Origin of the sequence: Flavobacterium sp. H122 (assembly GCF_004959765.1) — a bacterium.
Classification (GTDB): domain Bacteria; phylum Bacteroidota; class Bacteroidia; order Flavobacteriales; family Flavobacteriaceae; genus Flavobacterium.
Window position 1 is genome coordinate 1 of record NZ_SJZD01000007.1, and the last position, 22511, is coordinate 22511.

Annotated in this window: 24 protein-coding genes; 11 read left to right on the forward strand and 13 right to left on the reverse strand. The window is 33.8% G+C overall.

Annotated elements, in window-relative coordinates:
• Both tssD (EZM65_RS11040) and tssD (EZM65_RS11045) read right to left on the reverse strand, forming a co-directional pair.
• Positions 1-375 (reverse strand): type VI secretion system tube protein TssD (gene tssD, locus EZM65_RS11040; protein ID WP_136668625.1); only part of this gene is annotated, 375 nt, incomplete at its 3' end.
• 108 nt (positions 376-483) lie between these two features.
• Positions 484-870 (reverse strand): type VI secretion system tube protein TssD, encoded by a 387-nt coding sequence (gene tssD / locus EZM65_RS11045; protein WP_136668626.1) that lies wholly within the window; start codon positions 868-870, stop codon positions 484-486.
• A gap of 468 nt (positions 871-1338) precedes the next feature.
• On the opposite strand from tssD (EZM65_RS11045), the gene EZM65_RS11050 reads away from it, so the two are divergent.
• The 6 genes from EZM65_RS11050 (at position 1339) to EZM65_RS11075 (ending at position 5782) form a co-directional block, all read left to right on the forward strand.
• Positions 1339-1866, forward strand: a complete 528-nt coding sequence (locus EZM65_RS11050) for a hypothetical protein (RefSeq protein ID WP_136668627.1) — start codon at positions 1339-1341, stop codon at positions 1864-1866.
• Positions 1867-1898: 32 nt separating this feature from the next.
• Complete coding sequence (locus EZM65_RS11055; RefSeq protein ID WP_136668628.1) at positions 1899-2909, forward strand: bifunctional oligoribonuclease/PAP phosphatase NrnA; 1011 nt, start codon at positions 1899-1901, stop codon at positions 2907-2909.
• Positions 2906-3493: a gliding motility-associated peptidyl-prolyl isomerase GldI gene (gene gldI, locus EZM65_RS11060; RefSeq protein ID WP_136668629.1), complete on the forward strand. Its 588-nt coding sequence runs from the start codon at positions 2906-2908 to the stop codon at positions 3491-3493. The genes EZM65_RS11055 and gldI overlap by 4 nt, the downstream gene beginning before the upstream one ends.
• An 18-nt stretch (positions 3494-3511) precedes the next feature.
• Positions 3512-4624, forward strand: coding sequence for a peptidylprolyl isomerase (locus EZM65_RS11065; RefSeq protein ID WP_136668630.1), 1113 nt, complete (start codon positions 3512-3514; stop codon positions 4622-4624).
• Between the two features lie 91 nt (positions 4625-4715).
• A complete protein-coding gene (locus EZM65_RS11070) occupies positions 4716-5351 on the forward strand; it encodes a methyltransferase domain-containing protein (protein WP_136668631.1) in 636 nt (211 codons plus the stop codon).
• Positions 5352-5377: 26 nt separating this feature from the next.
• Positions 5378-5782 carry a hypothetical protein gene (locus EZM65_RS11075; RefSeq protein WP_136668632.1) on the forward strand — a complete coding sequence of 135 codons (405 nt, stop codon included), beginning with the start codon at positions 5378-5380 and terminating at the stop codon, positions 5780-5782.
• On the opposite strand, the gene EZM65_RS11080 is transcribed toward EZM65_RS11075, so the two are convergent.
• Entirely contained in the window at positions 5779-7182 is a 1404-nt protein-coding gene (locus EZM65_RS11080) for an FAD-binding oxidoreductase (RefSeq protein WP_136668633.1), read from the reverse strand. The two genes, EZM65_RS11075 and EZM65_RS11080, sit on opposite strands and share 4 nt — an antisense overlap.
• 208 nt (positions 7183-7390) lie before the next feature.
• Between EZM65_RS11080 and EZM65_RS11085 the strand changes: the two genes are divergently transcribed.
• Together EZM65_RS11085 and meaB are read left to right on the forward strand one after the other, a co-directional pair.
• Positions 7391-7600, forward strand: a complete 210-nt coding sequence (locus EZM65_RS11085; RefSeq protein ID WP_248574857.1) for a hypothetical protein — start codon at positions 7391-7393, stop codon at positions 7598-7600.
• Between the two features lie 91 nt (positions 7601-7691).
• Complete coding sequence (gene meaB, locus EZM65_RS11090) at positions 7692-8780, forward strand: methylmalonyl Co-A mutase-associated GTPase MeaB (protein ID WP_136668635.1); 1089 nt, start codon at positions 7692-7694, stop codon at positions 8778-8780.
• Between the two features lie 10 nt (positions 8781-8790).
• Here meaB and EZM65_RS11095 read toward each other — a convergent pair whose 3' ends face one another.
• From EZM65_RS11095 to EZM65_RS11135, 9 genes are all read right to left on the reverse strand, one after another.
• The gene (locus EZM65_RS11095; protein WP_169051705.1) at positions 8791-9672 is read right to left on the reverse strand and encodes a hypothetical protein; all 882 of its coding nucleotides are present in this window, start codon (positions 9670-9672) and stop codon (positions 8791-8793) included.
• A 100-nt stretch (positions 9673-9772) separates the two neighbouring features.
• Entirely contained in the window at positions 9773-10363 is a 591-nt protein-coding gene (locus EZM65_RS11100) for a TetR/AcrR family transcriptional regulator (RefSeq protein WP_136668637.1), read from the reverse strand.
• A 123-nt stretch (positions 10364-10486) separates the two neighbouring features.
• Entirely contained in the window at positions 10487-13567 is a 3081-nt protein-coding gene (locus EZM65_RS11105) for a hypothetical protein (RefSeq protein ID WP_136668638.1), read from the reverse strand.
• A gap of 62 nt (positions 13568-13629) precedes the next feature.
• Complete coding sequence (locus EZM65_RS11110; protein WP_136668639.1) at positions 13630-14358, reverse strand: outer membrane lipoprotein-sorting protein; 729 nt, start codon at positions 14356-14358, stop codon at positions 13630-13632.
• 392 nt (positions 14359-14750) lie between these two features.
• On the reverse strand, positions 14751-16424 hold the full coding sequence (locus tag EZM65_RS11115) for a S8 family serine peptidase (RefSeq protein ID WP_136668640.1): 1674 nt from the start codon (positions 16422-16424) through the stop codon (positions 14751-14753).
• A 3-nt stretch (positions 16425-16427) separates the two neighbouring features.
• Entirely contained in the window at positions 16428-17186 is a 759-nt protein-coding gene (locus EZM65_RS11120) for a hypothetical protein (RefSeq protein WP_136668641.1), read from the reverse strand.
• A 58-nt stretch (positions 17187-17244) separates the two neighbouring features.
• Positions 17245-17949 (reverse strand): hypothetical protein, encoded by a 705-nt coding sequence (locus EZM65_RS11125; protein WP_136668642.1) that lies wholly within the window; start codon positions 17947-17949, stop codon positions 17245-17247.
• Positions 17950-17974: 25 nt separating this feature from the next.
• Entirely contained in the window at positions 17975-18376 is a 402-nt protein-coding gene (locus EZM65_RS11130; RefSeq protein WP_136668643.1) for a hypothetical protein, read from the reverse strand.
• A gap of 11 nt (positions 18377-18387) precedes the next feature.
• The gene (locus EZM65_RS11135; RefSeq protein WP_136668644.1) at positions 18388-19266 is read right to left on the reverse strand and encodes a hypothetical protein; all 879 of its coding nucleotides are present in this window, start codon (positions 19264-19266) and stop codon (positions 18388-18390) included.
• A 285-nt stretch (positions 19267-19551) separates the two neighbouring features.
• On the opposite strand from EZM65_RS11135, the gene EZM65_RS11140 reads away from it, so the two are divergent.
• The 3 genes from EZM65_RS11140 (at position 19552) to EZM65_RS11150 (ending at position 22270) form a co-directional block, all read left to right on the forward strand.
• A complete protein-coding gene (locus tag EZM65_RS11140; protein ID WP_136668645.1) occupies positions 19552-20214 on the forward strand; it encodes a hypothetical protein in 663 nt (220 codons plus the stop codon).
• Positions 20215-20870: 656 nt separating this feature from the next.
• On the forward strand, positions 20871-21629 hold the full coding sequence (locus EZM65_RS11145) for a sensor histidine kinase (RefSeq protein WP_136668646.1): 759 nt from the start codon (positions 20871-20873) through the stop codon (positions 21627-21629).
• Positions 21630-21631: 2 nt separating this feature from the next.
• Entirely contained in the window at positions 21632-22270 is a 639-nt protein-coding gene (locus EZM65_RS11150) for a response regulator transcription factor (RefSeq protein WP_136668647.1), read from the forward strand.
• Between the two features lie 6 nt (positions 22271-22276).
• Here the strand turns inward: EZM65_RS11150 and EZM65_RS11155 are convergent, their stop codons facing one another.
• Entirely contained in the window at positions 22277-22504 is a 228-nt protein-coding gene (locus tag EZM65_RS11155; protein ID WP_136668648.1) for a hypothetical protein, read from the reverse strand.
• Positions 22505-22511 lie beyond the last annotated feature (7 nt).

Sequence of the window (22511 nt, forward strand, 5' to 3'; positions counted from 1 at the left end):
TTTTCCTAAAACCGCTCCGCTGAAATCAATATCCTTGGCTGATATTACCAAAGCTACCTGCATAGGCACTTCGTTTGCGGCACGGAAGCTCTCGTGAAAATCGATGCAGAACGCTTTATCGAATTTTAATTCCTTCATTTTTGACATAGCGTCCCTGCGGAAAAACGTAATCTTCCCGTTCTTGGTTTGGGTACTGCTGATCATCCACTTCATAAAATCGACACTCTTGGTCGATTCGATAACAAGTCTGATATTACCTCCCTGAGCAATTGTCTGGGGTTTACCATTGTGATCTACTTCCTGATGGATGTGTAAATCAAATTCCAATACATTATAGGTTTCCCCATCTAATTCTAATTTCGCTAAAAAAGACATGTTATTAAGGTTTTAAAGATTGTTTGCTTATTAACTGCAACAAGGGAGTAATTTGAGGTATTACTCCCATCATCACAGCTGCACAAATAAGTAATTATACTATAAAGATTATACCCACTCGTTTTCGTAAACTCCAGTTCCCATCTCAATCTTTCTTGCTGAAATAGTGAACGTTTCTGTCAACGGGTTTCTACCTGTAGAATCGAAGTTTTCTTTGTGTTTAACCAAATAGCCTTCAGTGAATTTTAATTCTTTCAACGTAGCATCGCTGTCTCTTTTGAAGAATTTAACGCTTCCGTCTTTGCGCTCAAAACTGTTGGTCATCCACTCAAATAATTCAGTAGAACCAGTTCCTTCAACAGTTACATCAATTTTACCTCCTCTTGTTACGGTAGAAGGACGTCCTGTTGCATCAGTTTCCTGAAACAAACCATAGTTTACACTCAATACATTGAACTCTTTTCCGCCAACGTTTAATTTTGCTTTAAATGACATAATAAAATATTTAAAAGATTAATAAAAATAGAGACAGTATTATCCTTGTGCGTGACACTCTTTTCAGCATCCGCATTAAAAAATAAAAAAAATCATGGAATTTACACGGACAAATCCGCAATGGTACAGCTAAGAAGAAATACCGATTAAAAATCAAGTACTGTACACTTCAAAAAAAATGAATTCAAAAATCATAGTCTAAAAATTAAGGTTAAATAAATAATATACCGAGTAATAAAAATACATTACAATTGTAAGAATTTTATTTCAAATATAAAATACTTTTATAATATTTTTCTTAAATTTAATATTACCCTTCTTTTTAAGGGCACTTCGTTTGGAGAAATTTATTTATTTGGCTCACTGCAACTTTTAAAAACATAATACAAGATTATATTTTAACCGAATTTTATATGCAGATTATTAAATAGAAAATCATATTTTTGGAATCCAAATCTATCCATGAATATGAAAACTAAAATCTTATCAATCAGTCTATTATTGAGCCTGTTATTTACATCATGTGATGTAGTTGACAATTTATTTACTTTTTACATTTCAGATGAGGCATCTTTTTCTGTCAACAGCGGACTGCCTGTCAATTCTCCGTTTGATGCTCCTACACCGGATGTAACGACCAATTCGACTGCTGAATTTGAAAACAACAATACCAATGCCAATCTGGTTAAAGATGTAAAGTTAAAAGAGCTGCAACTAGCCATAACCAGTCCTGCTGATAAAACATTCAGTTTTTTAAAGGAAATCCATATTTATATATCAACTGATGATACAGATGAAATTGAATTGGCTTATCTAACTAATATTAATACCACTGCAAATACACTGTATTTAATTTGCACTTCGGCAAAACTGGATAAATACATTAAAGCAAGTAGTTACAAATTAAGAACACAAATAACTACAAAGGAAACTTTAATGCAAAAAGTTGATTTTAAAGCAAACATGAAATTCAGAATTACAGCTGATCCTTTATAATATAATAACACATACAATATCTTTCAACAAGCATGATTAATGAAAATGAAATAGGAGAAATAAAAAATTTATTGGCTTCACCCAAAAAAATTGTTATAATACCGCATCGAAACCCGGATGGTGATGCTATGGGCTCTACTTTGGGCCTCTATCATTTTTTAATGCAGTCAGGACATGACTGCGTGGTAATTTCTCCTAATGAATTCCCTGATTTTTTAGCCTGGCTCCCGGCATCTGATCAGATTTTAATTTACGAAAAAAACACTCAAATCTGCCAACAGAAACTTGAAGCCGCTGAACTTATTTTTACACTGGATTTTAATGCTTTACACAGAACAGGCGATTTAATGGGAAGTTTCTTGGCTACTTTAGACAAAACTTTCATAATGATAGACCATCATCAATTGCCTGATTCGTATGCAAAATACACGTATTCAGATACTTTGATGAGCTCAACCTGTGAAATGGTATATCATTTTATTCAAAAGCTGGGCAAACCCGAATTAATCAACAAAACAGTTGCCACCTGTATTTATACAGGATTGGTTACTGATACCGGATCTTTTAGATTTTCTTCTACCACAAGCACCACTCATGAAGTAGCTTCTGATTTAATAAAAAGAGGAATCAACAATGCTTTGATTCACAACAATCTATTTGACACAAGCTCTTACAACAGATTGCAGCTTCTTGGAAAAGCATTGCAGAACATGAAGCTGATGCAGGATTACAAAACATCTTATATTACGCTTTCTCAGGATGAATTAAATGCTTTTAACCATCAAAAAGGAGACACAGAAGGTTTTGTAAATTATGGTTTATCTATTGACGGTATAGATTTTACTGCTATCTTTATCGAAAATAAAGAAGAAGGAATCATCAAAATTTCGTTCCGTTCACAAAATGGTTTTGATGTGAATAAGTTTGCCAGAAATTATTTCAGCGGAGGCGGTCATATCAATGCTGCCGGAGGAAAATCAACAGAGTCATTAGACGAAACTGTAAATAAATTCGTTTCAATTGTAAAAGAAATCAGAAAATGAAAATTATAAAACTTTTAAGTTTTGCCCTTCTTGGCATGAATTTGGTTACTTGTTGCAGTCAGAAGCAAGAGGCACGCAGACCAATTTCTCATAAATCAGGTGAGTTTATGAAAGAATCTATAGAGCGTAACAAAAAATTAAATCAAAGCGAAGAACTGCTGATTGCAGCGATAATAAAAAAAGACACCGCAAACGATTACTTTGCTTCTACTAAAGGATATTGGTATTTTTACAACAAGAAAAATACAGTGGTACAACCTAAACCTGCTAAAGGTGATGTTGCCTTTTTTGATTATGAAATAAAAGATCTAGCTGGAAAAATCATATACAACCAGGCCGAATTAAAACCACAGAATTATCTGGTTGACAAACAGGATTTTATGATGGGAATTCAAGATGGTATCAAATTAATGCAGAAAGGAGAAAAGGTAACTTTCTTATTTCCTTCCCATCTGGCTTTTGGCTATCATGGTGACAACAATAAAATAGGTACCAACAAACCATTGATGTGTATTGTTACCTTAAACGACATAAAAAAAGAATCTATTAACCCTGCATCCAGAGATGCAAAAAAGAGTAACTAAAAACAATTATTAACTAAAATGAATAGAATGTTAAGTTTATTTTTGAGTTTTTTTTCATTATTATTTTCATCTTGTAATTCAACCAGTGCTGACAAAGTTGGTGAAGGTTTATTTGCTGAAATAGAAACTAACAAAGGAAAAATCCTTGTACAATTAGAGTTTGAAAAAACACCTATTACTGTTGCCAACTTCGTATCATTAGCAGAAGGCAAAAACACTATGGTAAGTGCAAAATACTCTGGAAAGCCTTTTTACAACGGACTAAAATTCCACCGAGTTATTGCTGATTTCATGATTCAGGGCGGGGATCCTGACGGAAACGGAAGTGGCGGACCCGGCTACAAATTTAAAGATGAATTCAATCCTTCTTTAAAGCACACCGGCCCTGGTATTTTATCTATGGCAAATGCAGGCCCAAATACTAACGGCAGTCAATTTTTCATTACGCATGCTGCACAACCACATTTAGATAATCGTCACACTGTTTTCGGCCATGTAGTAACCGGAATGGAAATTGTCAACAAAATAGCTCAGAATGATAAAATTGTAAAAATTACAATTATCAGAAAAGGTGCTAAAGCTAAAAAGTTTGATGCTGCGAAAGTTTTCAAACAAAGCGTTGAAAATCAAGTTAAAGAGCAAAAGGAATTGGAAGCCAAAATGCTTAAAGCAAAAGCTGATAAAGTAGCATATTTTGCACAAAACAAAGCAACAGGAACAAAATCAGACACTGGTTTAATTTACACAATAGTATCTAAAGGCTCCGGACAAAAACCAGCTGCAGGCTCAACAATTTATGTTCACTATGCAGGCTTCTTTGAAGATGGTACTTTATTTGATTCGAGCTACGAGGATGTAAGTAAAGCTTATGGAAAATGGGACGCCAACCGTGCCGCACAAAATGGGTACAAACCTTTTCCTTTCCAGGCAGGAAAAAAAGAAGGATTAATCCCTGGATTCTTAGAAGGATTGGAAAAAATGAACATTGGAGATAAAGCCGTATTATATATACCTTCAAATCTTGGTTATGGCGCTCAGGGTGCCGGAGGAGTTATCCCTCCTAATACAAATTTAGTTTTCGAACTGGAATTGTTAGACAAAATGCCAGGTGCTCCTGCTCATCAAAAATAAATACTATAAAATCCGGGTACAACAGCCCGGATTTTTATTTCATAATTCCACCTCTCAATTCCAAAAAAGTTCTGAAGTAAATACTCAAAAAATGCAAAACAGTATTTGTCCTCTTTGCCAAACCGAAAGTTCTCTTTTTCAAAATTATAAATTCAGATTGTATTACGAATGTCCAAATTGTAAAGGAATTTTCATGGATTCCTCTCAATACATGAGTTTTGACAATGAGAAAAAGCATTATTCACACCACAATAACGATGTAAACGACAAAGGTTATCAAAATTTTGTTTCTCCCATAACCAGTTCCATTTTAAAAGACTATACCCCAAAAGATAAAGGACTGGACTTTGGTGCTGGAACCGGTTCTGCAATTTCAAAAGTCTTAACCGATAATCAATACCAAATCAGTCAATACGATCCTTATTTCCATAATCACCCCAATCTTTTAGAAAATCAATACAACTATATTGCCTGCTGTGAAGTTGTGGAGCATTTTCATCATCCCGATAAAGAGTTTGAGTTATTAAAAAAACTGCTGTTTCCTGATGGAAAATTGTATATAATGACGCATTTATACGATTCGGCTATAGATTTTGAAAATTGGTATTACAAGAATGACACAACTCATGTTTTCATGTATCAAAAAGAAACCATGCAATACATAAAATCAACTTTTGGTTTTACTGACGTACTTATAGAAAACAGACTGATTGTGTTTACTAAATAAGATGTACATTTGCTAAAATTTTAAAGATGCTAAATACAATTACCTATCAGGAATTTTTCAATACATTTAAAGAAAGTATAGAAAGTAAAACTTTTGCAAAATTGACTTTTGCCAAAACCATAGGCAAGCCTGAATTGCAGAATATTTACGTTAGAACTTTTAACGAAAACGGCGAATTGAAATTATTAGTTACTTTTAAAATTTATAAAGAAGGGCTTCAGGAAATTGAAAAAACAATAACTATTGAAGAAGCTGAAGCAGAATTAATCCCTTACATCAACAATCCCTTCATGTCGGTTTTACTATTCACCACTGAAGCTGACATAACCATGAAATTGAATAAAAAAAGAGTGGCTACTATTACTGAGCAGCCACCAACTTTTAAAAATGCAGATCCAAATTTATTGGATTACTTCTCTAAGAAAAATTAAAACTTATCCGGTAAAATTTTTCCAGGATTCATAATATTATTAGGATCGAAAATATATTTGATTTGTTCCATTAATTCCAAATGCGCTTTTGAAAAAGCAATATCCATATAGTTTTTTTGAACCAATCCTATTCCGTGTTCCCCTGAAAGTGTTCCTTTCAGAGAAGTTGTCAATTCAAAAATCTCTCTGATTCCTTTAGGCACTTCCGTTTTCCAGTTCTCATCTGTCATTTCACCTTTCACAATATTCACGTGCAGGTTTCCATCTCCCGCATGTCCATAACAAACTGACTTAAAGCCATATTTATCACCAATATCTTTTATTCCTTTCAATAAAGCAGGCAATTCATAACGGGGTACCACTGTATCTTCTTCCTTGTAAACCGAATTTGCTTTCACAGCTTCAGCTACTCCCCTGCGCATTTTCCATAAAGCATTTTTCTGATCTTCAGTATCGGCAAAAAGGATTTCATCAATTTCGAACTGTTCCAGCACATTCATGATTTTTTCAGCTTCGAGCATCAAAACATCAGGATAATTTCCATCTACTTCAATTAACAAATGCGCCTGATGTTCCGGTTTTACCTCAACCGAAATACCATCAACATATTTCATGCTCCAGTCTATCGCATCACGCTCCATAAACTCCAATGCACTTGGCACTACTCCTGCTCTAAAAATTGCAGAAACAGCCTCACAGGCTTGTTCCGCTTTATAAAAAGGAACCAGCATTAATACATTATTACTGACTTTGGGCCATAATTTTAAAACAGCCTTGGTAACAACTCCTAAAGTTCCTTCACTGCCAACCATCAATTGGGTCAGGTTGTATCCCGTAGAATTTTTTAAAGTATTAGCACCTGTCCAGATAATTTCACCATTTGGTAAAACTACTTCTAAATTCAGAACATAATCTTTTGTCACACCATATTTTAAAGCTCTTGCTCCACCCGCATTTTCGGCAATATTTCCACCAATAAAACAACTTCCCATACTGCTTGGATCAACCGGATAAAAAAGACCTTTTTCTGCGACAGCTTCACGAAGTACTTGGGTTATAACCCCTGGTTCTGTTATCACTTGAAGGTTTTTTTCATCAATCTCAATAACTTTATTCAAACGCTCAGTAGACAATCCTATTCCTTCCAATATACACAAAGCACCGCCGCTCAATCCTGTTTTCCCTCCTATAGGCACTACAGCAGTATAATATTCATTTGCCAGCTTCATTATTTGCGAAATTTCAGTTGCATTGGCGGGTTTCACAACCACCGATGGAGGAAAACTCAAGTCTTCTGTTTCATCATGACCATAGTTTTTAAGTGTCGCCTCATCAATAAAAACATAGTTTTCTCCTACTATTTTCTGAAGTTTTATATATAATTCCGAATTTATTTTCATGACTGAATTTTTAAGTAAAATTAAGACTTATTACACACTAAACAACTTTATATCAATTATTTACATCAAAGCAAAAATCATAGCATTTAATTCATTAAAATCTTTTAAACTCGGATAAATAATTATTTTTTTAACTTTTTTATTGCGTATTTAAAAATGTTTTATTACTTTCAGGTAACCAAATTTAACATTTTAACCTATGAGTAGTATGTCTATCTACATCCAGAGAAGACTAGAAAAAGCTAGTCTTAATCCTGATTTATTTAAAAGAGAATTAAATCAGTCAATAAAAATGCTTATTGCATCAGAAATTGATGAATTAGCAGCATGGTTTGTTAATTTTACCAAAGACAAACCCCAATTAAAGAATCTCAAACCAGAAAAGGCCTATGAGCGAAATTTACTTATTAAGTATTAATTGTACTATTTTTTGAGTGATTGAGGCAGCAAATACTGCCTCTTTCTATTTATATTGGAAATGAATTTTATAAATTTGTTTCATCATTTCAATCAAATTGGCAAAGAAACTGAACAAATCAGCATTAGAAGAAAAAGATGGTATCGAACAACCCGAAATCATCAGTGCAAAAGTTATATCCCAAATTCAGTCTTTCAGGAGAAAACAGCCAACCTCCGAAGAATTAACTGCTTCTATTCTTAAAGGTGATAAAATTGCCTTAAGCCGCGCCATTACATTAATTGAAAGCACTAATCCTGATCATATTGAAAAAGGCAACCAGGTTATTCAGGGCTGTTTACCCTATGCGAATAAATCGGTTCGTATAGGTATCACAGGTGTCCCTGGTGTAGGAAAAAGCACGTTTATTGAAGCCTTTGGCAAATACTTAACTACTTTGGGTAAAAAAGTTGCTGTTCTTGCTGTCGATCCAAGCAGCTCAATTTCACACGGAAGTATTTTAGGCGACAAAACCCGTATGGAAGAACTCGTCAAAGATGAAAATGCTTACATCCGCCCCAGTGCATCCGGAGAAAGCTTAGGCGGGGTTGCCAGAAAAACCCGCGAAAGTATTATGCTTTGTGAAGCATGTGGTTTTGATACTATCCTGATTGAAACTGTTGGTGTAGGTCAAAGTGAAACTGCAGTTCACAGTATGGTTGACTTCTTTCTTTTATTAAATCTGGCCGGAGCGGGCGATGAACTTCAGGGAATTAAACGCGGTATCATGGAAATGGCCGATTTACTTGTTATCAACAAAGCAGACGGCGATAATATCACCAAAGCCAGATTAGCAAAAACCGAATACAACAGAGCTTTACATTTATTTCCAGAAAAAAATTCGGGATGGAATCCAAAAGTAACTACATGCAGCGCAATTGAAAAGGATGGCATTGACAATGTGTGGAATACTATTCAGGATTATTTTTCACTAACTAGAGAAAATGGTTATTTTGATATCAAAAGAGCTGATCAAAACCAATACTGGCTGCTGGAAACCATTAATGATCAATTAAAAAACCATTTCTACAACAACCCTGAAATACAAAAGCAATTGGAAATCAACAAAAAAGCCGTGCAAAAAAATGAAATTTCACCTTTTGCAGCGGCTCAAATATTACTGAAAAATTATTTTAAATAATCAATTTTATTTAGTGGATATATAGAGTTTCCTTTTTCAGAGTGATGAAATTCAAAGTACCGTCCATCATTCCTGGAATCACCAATCTATTTCTAAATACAGTGAAATCAGCCGGACCACTGATAAGTTCAGGAATTTTAACAACTGACAATTTATTATCAGACAATGACATTGTTGCCACTATACCTTTTTTCTCAAAATCCATCCAGTTGGTAAAATACAGCATCCCGTCATAAACATAAATGCCATCATAATAACCCTCTATTGGAGTTATTTGATTGAACTTATTAGTCTTCAAATCAACATATCCCACTAAACCGTTAGAATTACCATTTGTACCAAATCCGTTTACATATAACCTGGAAGCAGATTTATCAACATACAAACCATTAGTCCCCGGAATCTCTTTGTCTATCGTGTAGGGTTCAAACGTTTTTGTTGTCAGATTTACTTTATAGATTTTGTTTGTATCTGTAGCTGAAACATACAATGTATTTTTATCCCATATTGCAATATCATTTAAAAAATAAGTCTGAGCACTAAAATCAATTTCATACAGCTTATTACCTGTTTTCAAATCAAAAGCCAGCAATTTATCGATATCATTAACAAACAAAGTATTCTCCTCTATCGCCAGACCTTTAGGAGCATTAAGCGTTTCTCTGATAAAATAAGGATTCACCACTTTACCATCTTTATCCAACTGTATTATTTTTCCATCACCATCCTTATCAAAAGGTTTTAATGTCAATCCAATATCAGCCACATAAAGAAATTCACCATCACTAACCACACTTTCAATATGGTTAAACCCTTGTACTTTTTTAAAATCCTGAGCATTAACTACAGTAAATCCTAACAAAGTGATTAAAACTGTGCAAATTTTCGTCATTTTTTTCATTACTTTTTTGTTTAATTAATTTTTAAATTGGGGCATATTCATTTTCAAAATATACCATTCGGTATATTTTTGTAAAAATTTTTTTACAATTTTAATTTTTTACTGATAAAATAAAACGTTCCAAATAATCCATTGACAGATTCATCGAAGCCATTTTTCTGGTCACTTTTGCCTGTATAATTCCTCCCTGCATTATTGAAATAAAAACAGACACAAACTCATTAATGTTGATATCCGATTTTACTTCTCCTTTTTGTATTCCATTATACAGATGATTTTCCAAAGTTCCTCTCCAAAAATTATACGCTTCTTCAACCCTGGCTCTCAGTTCAGGATGAGTATCGTCAGCCTCGGTTGATGTATTTGTTACAGGACATCCGGAAATCAAAATAGGGTTAGTTAAAAAATTACGGTAGGTTTCAGGATAAACCAAGAGTTTTTCAATCACTGATTCCCTTACTTCCATTTTGCCTCTGATATAAGACACAAGTCTTTCGAAATTATAGTCAAAAGCTGCCAAAGCTACCTCATCTTTATTTTCAAAATTTCCATAAATACTTCCCTTTGTCAAGCCTGTTGCCACAATCAAATCGTTAATAGATGTACCTGCATACCCTTTTGCATTAAACAAAGGGGCGGTTTTTTCTATTATATATTGTTTTGTTCTATCTGCTTTTGACATAGTAACTGACTCATTTTGATGCAAATATATAAAAAATACCAATTGGTATAAAAGCAAAACAAAAAAAAACAGCTGCAAAGTACAAGAACTTCACAGCTGTTTAAAATAACATTTTTAAAAAAATCAGGCTTTTAAAAATTCATCAAAAGATTTTACATTAAAAGTAATCTGATTTTTTTCAGCTTTAGCTTTTAAATTTTGATAATATTTAGACTGCAACATTAAAAAATCATCTTGTGTTCCTTTAAACAACACCTTAATACTTTCTAAATTTTCCAATTGTGAGGAAGAGGGAGCATTAAATCCACCAGCAATGGCAGCATATAACTCGGTTAACTTTTCTCTTAATTGTGGTTCAGCTGCTCCAACATAATTATCACCAGTAGTTACAACCATTTTTTCTTTCAATTTTTGGAAAGCATCTTTTATTTTTGATCCTTCTTTAGAAAAAGTTTTATCTTTTTCAATGATTTTTTCAATGATACTTATATTCTCGTCAATCTGATAAACTGAATAAGCCAATTTCTCGTTCATATCAAATAATTCCTTCGAAGTAAATTGATATTTATCTCTATCAGCTAAAGAAATTGGACTTGAAGCATCATTTTCAATTTTTATCGAATGGGTAAAAATATCTTTACCTTTCGTCAGCACAACTTTATAATTACCTGCTTTAGCTCTTGGCGAACTAAATCCTCCAAATGAAAAGGTCTTTCCTTTTGCTATTTTAGGGAATTTAGTCAAATAATTCCATGTTACAATATTTATTCCTTTTTGTTTACCGGGAGTTAAAGAAGTCACTTTATTTCCTTGTTCATCTTGAATTTCAAGCTCCATCTTACCTAATGTATGTCTTTTATTCAGATAATAAACAATCTGTGCATCTGAAGAAGGATTATCACCAACAAACTCAAGTTCTGTAGCAGTTGTTCCAAAGCTTGATTTTTCTTTCATTATCCCTGGTTTGGTTTCAAAAAAATGAACATTTTTCTCCAATACCTCTTGTTTTATTTGCCTTAAAACTGAAATATCATCTAAAATTATAATTCCGCGACCATGTGTCCCCATTACTAAATCATTGGTTATTGGATGCAAATCCATATAATGAACAGCAACTGACGGCATGTTGTTTGTAAATTTTGACCAATTTTCACCTCCGTCAATTGTAATATACAAACCTTTTTCTGTACCCAAGAATAATAAATTTTCATTTTTATAATCTTCTTGAATATTTCGCACAATCCCATCTACATCTTTAGATATGACAGACTTCCATGTTTGTCCAAAATCAGTTGTTTTATAAGTATATGAGGTGTAATCGTTTTTTGCGTGTCCTTCAAAAACAGCATAAGCAGTACCTTCATTAAAAACACTTGATTCTATATGGTAGCACCATGTATTTTGAGGCAATCCTTTTATATTGGCAACTGTATTTTTCCAGGTTTTACCACCATCGCGGGTTACTTGTACATTTCCGTCATCAGTACCAGCCCAAATCACTTTTTCATTTAAAGGTGATTCAGCTATAGTAAAAATAGTACAGTGATTTTCTGCTCCTGAATTGTCTTTGGATAGTCCACCTGAATTTTCCTGATTTTGTTTTAGTTTATCATTTGTAGTTAAGTCAGGTGAGATTTTAACCCAAGTTCGCCCCATATCTTCAGATTTATGAACAAACTGACTTCCCATATAGAATCTGTCCGGTTGTTTTTTACTAACAGCCATAGGAGCATTCCAGTTAAACCTTAATTTCGGATCTCCTTTTACAGGTAAAGGCTGTATAGTCATCAGCTCTTGTGAATCAACATTATACCGCCAAACATTTTCGGCTCCCTGCATTTCGCTGTAAATTATATTTTTAGTTGGGTGCTTTAAAACTCTAAAACCATCTCCCTGCCCAATTCTTGTCCAATCTCTTGCTTCCACTCCACCCGGACTGCTGACTGGTCCATACCAAGAACCATTATCCTGTAATCCGCCATATACATTGTATGGAACCTTTTCATCAATGCTAACATGATAAAATTGAGAGACAGGTATATTACTGACCATTTCCATTGTTTCTCCTAAATCCCAGCTGCGGTAAACGCCTCCATCAGTTCCACAATATATTCTGTCGTTATCCTGGATATCAAAAACAATGTCATGAATATCAGCATGCATATATCCCAGACTTTTAAAAGTTTTACCACCGTCACGGCTTATAGAACCAGTCAGTCCCCCTTTAACAACCACATCAGGGTTTTTAGGATGAACCACAATTCTTGAAAAATAAAAAGGACGCACAACAAGACCAAAATCCGCATTGAGATGCTTCCAAGAATTACCCGCATCATCTGAACGATATAATCCGTTAAGCTCAGGCTTTTCTGTTTCTAAAACTGAATATAAAATATTTGAATTAGATGGGGCAACAGCAATTGCAATTCGTCCTAATTTCCCTTGCGGAAATCCATTATGAATTTTACTCCATGTTTTCCCTCTATCAGCAGATTTATACAAAGCTGATTGTGTTCCTCCGGAACTAAAAGACCATCCAGAGCGTCTGAACTCCCAAAAAGAAGCGTACATGATGTTTTCATTATTCGGATCTAAAATTAAATCCGAACAACCCGTTTTAGCATCTATATAAAACATCTTTTCCCAGGTTACGCCTCCATCAGTTGTCCTGTAAACCCCTCTCTCATCGCTATCACCCCATAACGCACCTAAAACTCCAACCCATACTTCATTACTATTTTTAGGATTAACAACAATAGAACTGATTCTGTCAGATTTAGGCAAACCCATATTTTTCCAATTCTGACCTCCATCAACAGATTTGTAGATTCCGTCTCCCATGGATACACTGTTTCTCGTCCATGTTTCTCCTGTTCCAACCCAAATTACCTGATCTGGGTTATTTGGATCTAAAGTTACACAACCAATAGACTGTATATGTTCATCAAAAATAGATTTAAACGTGGCCCCTCCATCCATACTTTTCCAAACACCTCCTCCAGCTGTACCGGTATAAACAACTTTATTATTTGTTGGATGTGTCTGCAAGTCAGTTATACGTCCGCTCATAAGAGCAGGCCCTATATGTCTGGCTTTCATGTCTCCAAACATTTCTTTTCCTTTTAAAACAATTTTATCCTGCGCATTAATGCTTAGCGATAAAAAAAGGATTGATATTATATAAAATCTTTTTACTGTTTCCATTTTTCAAGTTTCCTTATATAAAAAATCCTCATATAGTGAGGATTTTAAAATTAGTTAATTAGTTAATTTACTGGAAAAGCAAATTCTTTATCTTCAACAACAGGATTTAACGTAATTTTTTTAACTTTCATATCAGAACCAAACTGATTGATTGAGAAAGGAAAATACAACCCCTCAACCTCTTGATAGTCACTCATTTTAGAAACAGACTTCTGTCCTTTCATTGGGCCTTGTTTTATTTCTGTTTCAGTAACGATAGGTAAAAAGTTTTCTGTATCAAAGTAGTAGAAAGTCTCATCAGCTGTTGAAACACCACCAATTTTAATAGGTTTTTTTGATAATTTAATCTTAAAACATTCTGTTCCCTCTTTAGTTTCTTTTCCAAGAAACTCAACTTTATACCCTTTTGATTTATAATCCAATAATGCATCTGGAAAATCCTGATTGCTTAGTTTTGCATTTTCATTAGCTTCTGCATCTAATTTTTCTGCTTTTTGTGTCATCATGTTTGTAGACCACATTTGAATTCCATCAGATGCCATCTGCTTAATTTCTTTTCCCTGTACATTAACCACAACATACATTTTCCCTCCTTTTAAAGTTACTACATTGACAGGAATTTCCATCCCTCCATAATTAGCAACCATTTCCATTCTAAGCCCTTTAAGTGAATTTAATTTTTCAGTTCCCCCAACTGTTTTAACGTAGTTATTAATTACCTCGTCTGCAGATTGTGCATAAGCAGCAAATGTCCCTAATAAGGCCACTGCCACAATTTTTAAAATTTTCATAGTTAAGTTTTTTGATATATGTATATGTTATGTTTTTTTTGTTACACATAATTAATAAAAAAGCGGATCAAAATTAAAATCAATTTTGCATCCGCTTAATATTAGAAACAACTCTAAAAATTAACCCTTTAGATGACCGGGTTGCACCGGAAGTGCCAGGATGTATTTCATCACTCCAATAGTCAGATTTCAAAACACCTGACAATCAATAGCAACCAGCTAGCTCCGTTAATCCAACTTTCTTTAAGCCAGATTCTCTGCTTATCGTTATAAGAGTTGAATTTTGATACTAAAAAGACTCATCAAATGAATAAATAATTTCCTAAAACTGAAATGGAAATTATTGATATAATTTCTCTTACTTATGGCAATGTTTTTCCCTAATCACTTTTTTATGTAATAATTTTCCCCGGATTCACATAACCGTTACCTGCTCTGAAAACTTCCAAATGATCGTTTTTAAGAGAAAAAGGCTCGCAGGTTTCAAACAATTTTTTACGTATCTGCTTTATATTAAAATCCGGATTCTTTTCGAGGATTTTAACAATTAATGAAGCCACGTAAGGCGCAGCCATACTGCTGCCGCTTTTAGAACAAAGCTTATCCGCCGCTCTGACGTCTCTACTTGACGAAGAACAGGAAGATTTTATTTTATAACCCGGCGCTATGACCTCCGGTTTCATCCTTCCGTCTATTGTAGGGCCTGAACTGCTGAATGACAAAATACTTCTTTCTTTTTCTGTTTGATTGTAAGCCCCTACAACAATACTGTATTTTGAATTACAAATAGAATTGGTTGTATGTGTGGTTTTTACCATTTTCGGAAGAAAAATAGACTGTCCTTTGTCATCCCTTTCGATATAGCAGTGAAAACGTCCGTTTGCTGTTTTCACTCCGTGCAGCTGCACAATCCAGAATTTAGAATTCTGTTTTCCGTTTATAAGAATATTGATATGGTTTTTCCCTGTATTAGGTTCATTTTTACGATGAAGGCAAATTCCAACCTCTTCATTATTCTTGACAATCATTTCATCTTTAAAAGGAATTGATTTCAGCAAAACATTTTTATTTTCATCAATAACCGTAACACTCATAATATCATTCCCGTCATACCAGATTTCCAATTCATTTGGAGTGAAATCATTTTTTTTAAAAAACCAGGGAATATCTATTGTCTCATTTTGTTTTATATCTCCAAAAGTATGAGCCTTGGCCTGAAAATAATTCCCGGTACTTTGCACAATTGCTGTCCCTTTCCTGCGGGTCAGGATTGCATCTATAGCCTGCTCAACTAATGTTTGTCCGGTATGTGCATCTCCGTGCCCGCCCAGACTCATATTAATTACAACAGGTCTATTACCTGCCTCCCTTAAAATAAAATCAAGTCCTTCAACTAATTTTACTGAATCACCAAGTGACAAATTGGAACCGTTAACTAAATTACTCCCCATATCCACAGCAATTACAGGACTGTTTGAGGCAAAACCTTTTTCGGACACTTTACCGTTGCTGCAGGCTATACCAAGCACATGTGTACCATGAGTGCCTATTCCAAATAAATCAGACTGACCAGGATGGTATCCTAATTTTCTAAACGGAAATTGTTCCTGTAATACGTCATTTATTTGAGAACCCGATATCATTTTCCCATAACCGTACTTATTCCCGTCAAACCTTCCTGACTGCGTCCATATTTTTTCAAATCTGGTTTTACCGTTATCAATAAAATCCTGGTGGGTAAAATCAAATCCGAAATCAATCAATCCAAAAACAACATTTGACGGTTGTTTATTGGATACACTATGCCGGGTTTCCACATAATAAGCCTGGTTTTCCTGTTCGAAATCATCAGCAGGAATAACTCTGGGAGCTTTTACACTTTTAACTTCAAGACTGGCGTAAACCGACCCTAAATTTTCCCTCAAAACCCTACAGCTAATAATATCTCCAAACTGTGAAACCACTTTACAGTTTTTGGGATATTTTTTTTCATTGGTCAATCGTATCAACAATGAAAGCTCTTCCTTTGGGTTTCCCTGCAATATTATTTTAAGTCTGGGATCCATAAACTATTTTTTAGGAGTTGTTTTGGTAATAGTTTTGGGATCTGTTTCAATTAAAGATTCCGGCGTTGTTACTGCCGGCGTTTCTGTTGTTGAAACTAATTCTCTTTCAATCCTTTCGAGCTCATGTTTTAAATATGAAACTTTAGATTCAATACCTAATACAACATTGACCAGTAAATATGTATTTAATTGGCTTATTGATTTAGACTTATTCAACAAATCAATACAATTGTCCAATAATTTTTCGGTTTCAATCAATTTTTCCAAGTATTCAAACGTTTTAACGTCTTCTTCTTTTAATTGATTCAACACTTTACTATTCAAAATAATCTGAAAATCACTTTTTACACTCGCAAGATTTTCAATTTGCTTCTCTATATAAATTGGAAACACATCATTATTGATTTCTTCTGTTAATCTGATTATTTCAGTATCTTTTTCAGTCTGACAATTAACCGATACATTTTCTTTAATAGCCTTAACTACAATTCCTTCAATCTTTTTTTCAAGTGCAGATGCGTCATATTTACATGTCAATGTACCTGCAGGCGGTGTAGGTGTTGAAGTGCTTCCGCCGGTAATTGCAGTAGTTCCAAGATTTTTAGCTTCATTCTCTATAATCAAATAACTCAACACAGGATTAGATGAAACCATCCCTGACATAAGAGCCATATTTTGAAGTTTTTGAGTATCAGCCACATTATATTTTTCAGCACTGCTTTTTGCGAAAAAAAAGCTGAACATTAAATTCATTGGATTCATAATCTGTAGTTTTAAAATTAGAAAAAAGGACAGTAAAGGATTTACTGTCCTTTTTTTATTATTTGTTCATCATTGTCATCATTAAAACAAGTGGCAGCATGTTATTGCTATTGCTGTTGTCTTTATTTTGAGTGGCAATTAAAACTAACGGCAGCATCATGTTTGAATTATCAGATTTCCCTGAACCGGATTCACCCATTGTAGTCATCATAGGCAATAATAATGACATTGTTTGATCCACTTCAATTGCGCTTTTTCCATCAACCTGTCTGATTTTTTGAGTCTCATTTTCAGTATAGATTTCCAAATTTTCAGTTTTCAGTTTTGGCTGATTTAACAACGAACCCATCATGTTCATCATTTGCATGTTCTTAAGAACTGCTTTATGATTTTCATTTTTGCGCGCATCAATTTTAGCTAATTCAGTATGCTTTGCATCTAAAGCTTTAATCGATTTAGTAGTTGCAATAGTTGTTTTCTTAAGCTCATTAACATCATTTGAAATCGAATCCAATGCTTTTTTAAGATCACTTTTTGTTGCGTAATCAGCAGCATTACCGCTCAATACCTTTCCAAAATTTGATTGCTGTGCAACACGTGGTCTAACTCCCGGTCTTATAGGTGCAAAAGTTCTTCTTCCAAGTCTTCTTGATTCATCAAAACTCTCATCAAAGTTTTCTAATAAATCCTCGTTTAGTAAATCTTCGTTTAGTAAATCTTCATTTAATAAATCTTCACCTATATAATTTTCGAATGTGTACATAATTGTAAATTTTAAATTGTTAGTATTAATTTTTGTTAAAAAAATGTTTGTTATATTTTTGAATTGCGGGACTTACATACTTGTTGAACAGTATGAAATCTGGAACATTAGAACCTGGTTTACCGTTTCCAAAACATTCAGGGCAGTTTTTATTTTCCCCAAAACATTCAGTACAGGCTCCAATAGCTTTTGCCAGATTATCATTTTGGCTTATTTCAAATTTCAGCTGAGATTGTAATCCTTCGACAATGGTGAATAATTTTTGATTAACTCCTTTCAGTTTTTTTATTTTTTCTTCTAATTCCAGCATTATCTCAGAATCCTGACTTTCCTCCGAATCGTTTTTCTGCATCATAGGCTGCATCAATTCGAAATATTTAGCCATCTCAGGGTTCTGTTCTTTTAACATTTGTATGTAAGCTTCCATATTATTTGATTTTAAACTGTTGCTATAACATTTTGTAATCTGTTGATTCGATTTGGCGTATTTGCACCTACAAACTGTCCGTAATCATTTACGAAGTAATCTTCGGTTGGAATAACCCCATTATTGTAATACTCATACAAAATATTCTCTGTCAGAAAATTGATGGACTCGATTAATTCTGCAAAAGAATGGCTTTCGATGGGAGCGTTAGGACTGGCAACACCTAAAGACTGCTGTGCCTGACCGGCTTGAAACTGCGGATTATTAATAATACCTCCCAGCTGGCTGTACAATCCCTGAATTGCACTCACCCCTTGTTGTGCCTGTTGGTTTAACTGCACAGGATTGTCCTGAACGTATTGCTGAATTGCGGGCAAAACAGCTCTCCCTGCATTAGCGATATAGCTTTTAGTATTATTCCAGGTTTGTCTTAACTGCTGGTTAGCTGGATTTTGCGGTCTTGGAGCATATTGTTGTGCCGGACGTGGCTGCTGCGGACGCGGTGCATATCTTTGCGGTGCTCTTGGTGCCTGACCTGAACTGCCCAATGCTGAACTTGCTGACCCTGCTAAATTTCCAACCAATCCTCCAATTGCACCACCAATTTGCGGCGCGCCGAAGAAAGTTCCTACCGCTGTCCCTGCAATAGGAGCTACAGCTGAAACTCCTTTTAATAATCCTGAACCTACACTTCTGGCTACATTGCCTAAACTTGACCAAAAGCTCTCAGCTTCACTTTCTGACATTTGGTTAACTCTTGAAAGCAAAATGTCCTCTAATTCGCTCTCCCCTAAATGACCATACTCAGGACCTAATACATAACGCACAGCTTCAAAATAATCCGCTTCTGTAAAAGATTCTCCCTGATAAACTTGATTATACAAACTCATAATTTCTAAACTTTACTATTTTTTCCTACTCTATACAGTTTTCGGTTTCCCTGTTTGTTTATTTGTGTGACAAAAGATGCATCGTTTGACAAAGCAAAGATTGCTGCACGGCTTTGAAAAATCCAGAGTGAATACATCCTTTTTTCTGAAGAAAACCGCCCGATTTTTTCGGAGAAAAACAGCTAAGTCATTTTATAGAAAACAGCCTAAAAAAACTGGGTGTTTTTCCTATATGTTTATTACACCACACTTTTAATTTTGCAGAAGATTTTATTATAAACAACTATGAAAACAAAAACAATTATTACACTTTCAGCAGCAATGATGCTGCTGGTTTTTACATCAGCAACCTGTGAATCACAAAAAGAACAAAAAGCACAAAGTCTGCTGGGAGAAACTGAAGTAAAACTGCCACATAACATTATACCGGTACAAAAAGGGATAATGATGAAAGAAAACTACAAAAACGGATCTCAAAAATTTATTGAAAAAAATAAAGAAAATGGAGCTTATCAGGGAACTGAATTCGCATGGATTGATTTAGATTCTCTAAAAAACTACATTGCTTTATTAGATAAAGTCTCACAAGTAAACAATAAAAAAATTACAGGGTTACGTATTTATTTTTCTCAATATCCGGAAAAAGGAAATTACAGTAAAGACCAGATTGAAAAACTTATTCCAGGCAGGGAAACTATTTTCTTCGCACCTACAATGGGTATCGCAGGAGATGAAACAACAAAAAAATACCCAATTCTGGAAAATGTACCTTTCAGCATCAAAAACACCGGAGAGAACAAACTTAAAGGAAACTTTGAAGTAATAACTGGTCTATTGGGTAATTATGAACAAAAAAACACCGGACAACAAAAACAAAATTTAATCGAAGAAACTGAAACCAGCTTACTGCTTAATGAAGTTGCTATGTTTCCTCCTCCTAAACAATAAAAAAACTGCACACAATATATGCCTTTAAAAAACATTACAGCAGAAGACTTTAAGTACTTAATAATCTTATTACAATTCATTAGTGCAATTATTGGTACATTCTATTATTATAAGTTTAAAAAAACAGTTTTAAAATATTTTTTAATTCTACTTTGGTACACCAGCATAAATGATGTCATTGGCTTATTATACCAGAATTTCAATAATGTTTCAAACAATTATTTTATTTATAATATTTATCAGATAATACGATTTAACGTTATACTCTATGTTTATAAAATTTATGTTGATCATAAATTTTACAAAAAAGTAATAACCTTTTTCATCTTCACTTACTGTCTCTCTGTTGTAATTAATTTATTTATTGAAGGTTTTTTTGATAATTATTTCCTAAACACATTTATAATAGGCGCAACATTCATAGCTATTTCTGTTTTGCTGTATATGTTTGAAATTTTAAAATCTGACAAAATTCTTTATATAACTGAATCATTGATTTTTTGGATAAGCTCAGCCTATCTAATCTATTTTATACCAAACATACCTTTTTATATAGTTCGAAAATATTATGCTGATTCCAGTACTATTCCTTACATATTTATTGTGAATTATTTCTTACTTTTAGCTTATTATTTAATCCACATCATAGGTTTTATATGGAGCAAGCCAGAAACGAAGGAGTAATATTTGCCATTTTAGGTCTTGCCGGTTTATGTTTCGTCATTATTCTTTTATTTATCTTTTTTCAAAAGAAAAAAAACAAGCTCATTGCAAAACAAACTGAAACTCAGAAACAATTTGAAGTTGAATTAGTAGAGTCTCAAATAGAAATCAGAGAACAGACACTGCGCTACATCAGTTGGGAATTACACGATAACATAGGTCAGTTACTCACTTTAGCCAAACTGCAGCTTCAAAAAATAAAGGATCAGGACACAAAAGAACTTAATGACAATCTGACTTTTATATTAAACGAGGTAAGAGCCATATCCAAAGTAACCAATCCTGATTATGTAAACAAAATAAGTCTGGAAGATGCTCTTAAATTAGAAACAGACCGTTTTAACCGGTTAAACTATATCAAGTCAGCATTAACTATTCAAGGGGATTCATTCAGTGTCAATCCAAAATCTGAAACAATAATTTTCAGGATTCTTCAGGAATTTTTCTCTAACACAATTAAACATTCAAAGGCTTCAAAATTAGATGTCCGGATTAATTATCATGATGATCAAAAAACAATTTCCATATTGGCGAAAGACAATGGAAAAGGATTCATCCAAAGTGATCAGAATGAAAACGGAATTGGTTTAACCAATATGAAAAAAAGAGGACTTTTAATCGATGCAGAAGTAAATATTGAATCAGAACTAAACGCAGGAACACAACTATCTATCATTTACCAACAAAAATAATTATGGAAAAACATTCGGTTGCTATTGTTGAAGATCATACTTTATTATCAGAAGCCATTGCTGAGGTTGTAGAAAAATTCAAGGATTTTGAAGTAGCATTTCTATCCAAAAACGGCTCAGATCTAATTGAAAAACTAAAAACAAATACACATCCCAAAATAGTCTTAATGGACATTAATATGCCTATCATGAACGGCATTGAAACCACTAAATGGCTCAGTGAAAATCATCCTGAAATATATGTACTCGCTTTAACTGTTGAAGAAGACGAAGATACAATCCTGAAAATGATCCGGGCAGGAGCTAAAGGTTATCTTTTAAAAGATGTTGATAAAAAAACTTTAGAAACAGCACTGCAGAAAACAATAGAAAATGGTTTTTTTCATTCCAATAATGTTGTTGATGTATTAGTTAATTCTGTCACCGGAAAATCCAATACAAAAGAAGTTTTAAAAGATACTGAAATAGAATTTTTAAAACTTCTGTGTACTGAAATGACTTATAAAGAAATAGCAGGCAAGATGAATTTAAGTCCCAAAACAATTGACGGCTATCGTGATAACCTGTTTGTCAAATTGGATGTTAAAAACAGAATTGGGCTTGTAATATATGCTATTAAAAATAAAATTTTTATTTGCTGATGCTGCTTATTCTTCGTAACGTTCCATCTCACGATCGTAAAATTCACCGGCAAGAGTAATCAAATGTTCCATTTCTGATTCCAGCTCCTGTTCGTCTTCATCATCAAGTTCTTCGATAAATTCAACAGAATCATCTTTTAAATTAATTAAAAAACGTGGATATTCTAAATGAATAATGAATATATCATCCGGAAAATCAGAGTTATCTGCTAATACAAATTTTGGCAATTCCATGTTTTAA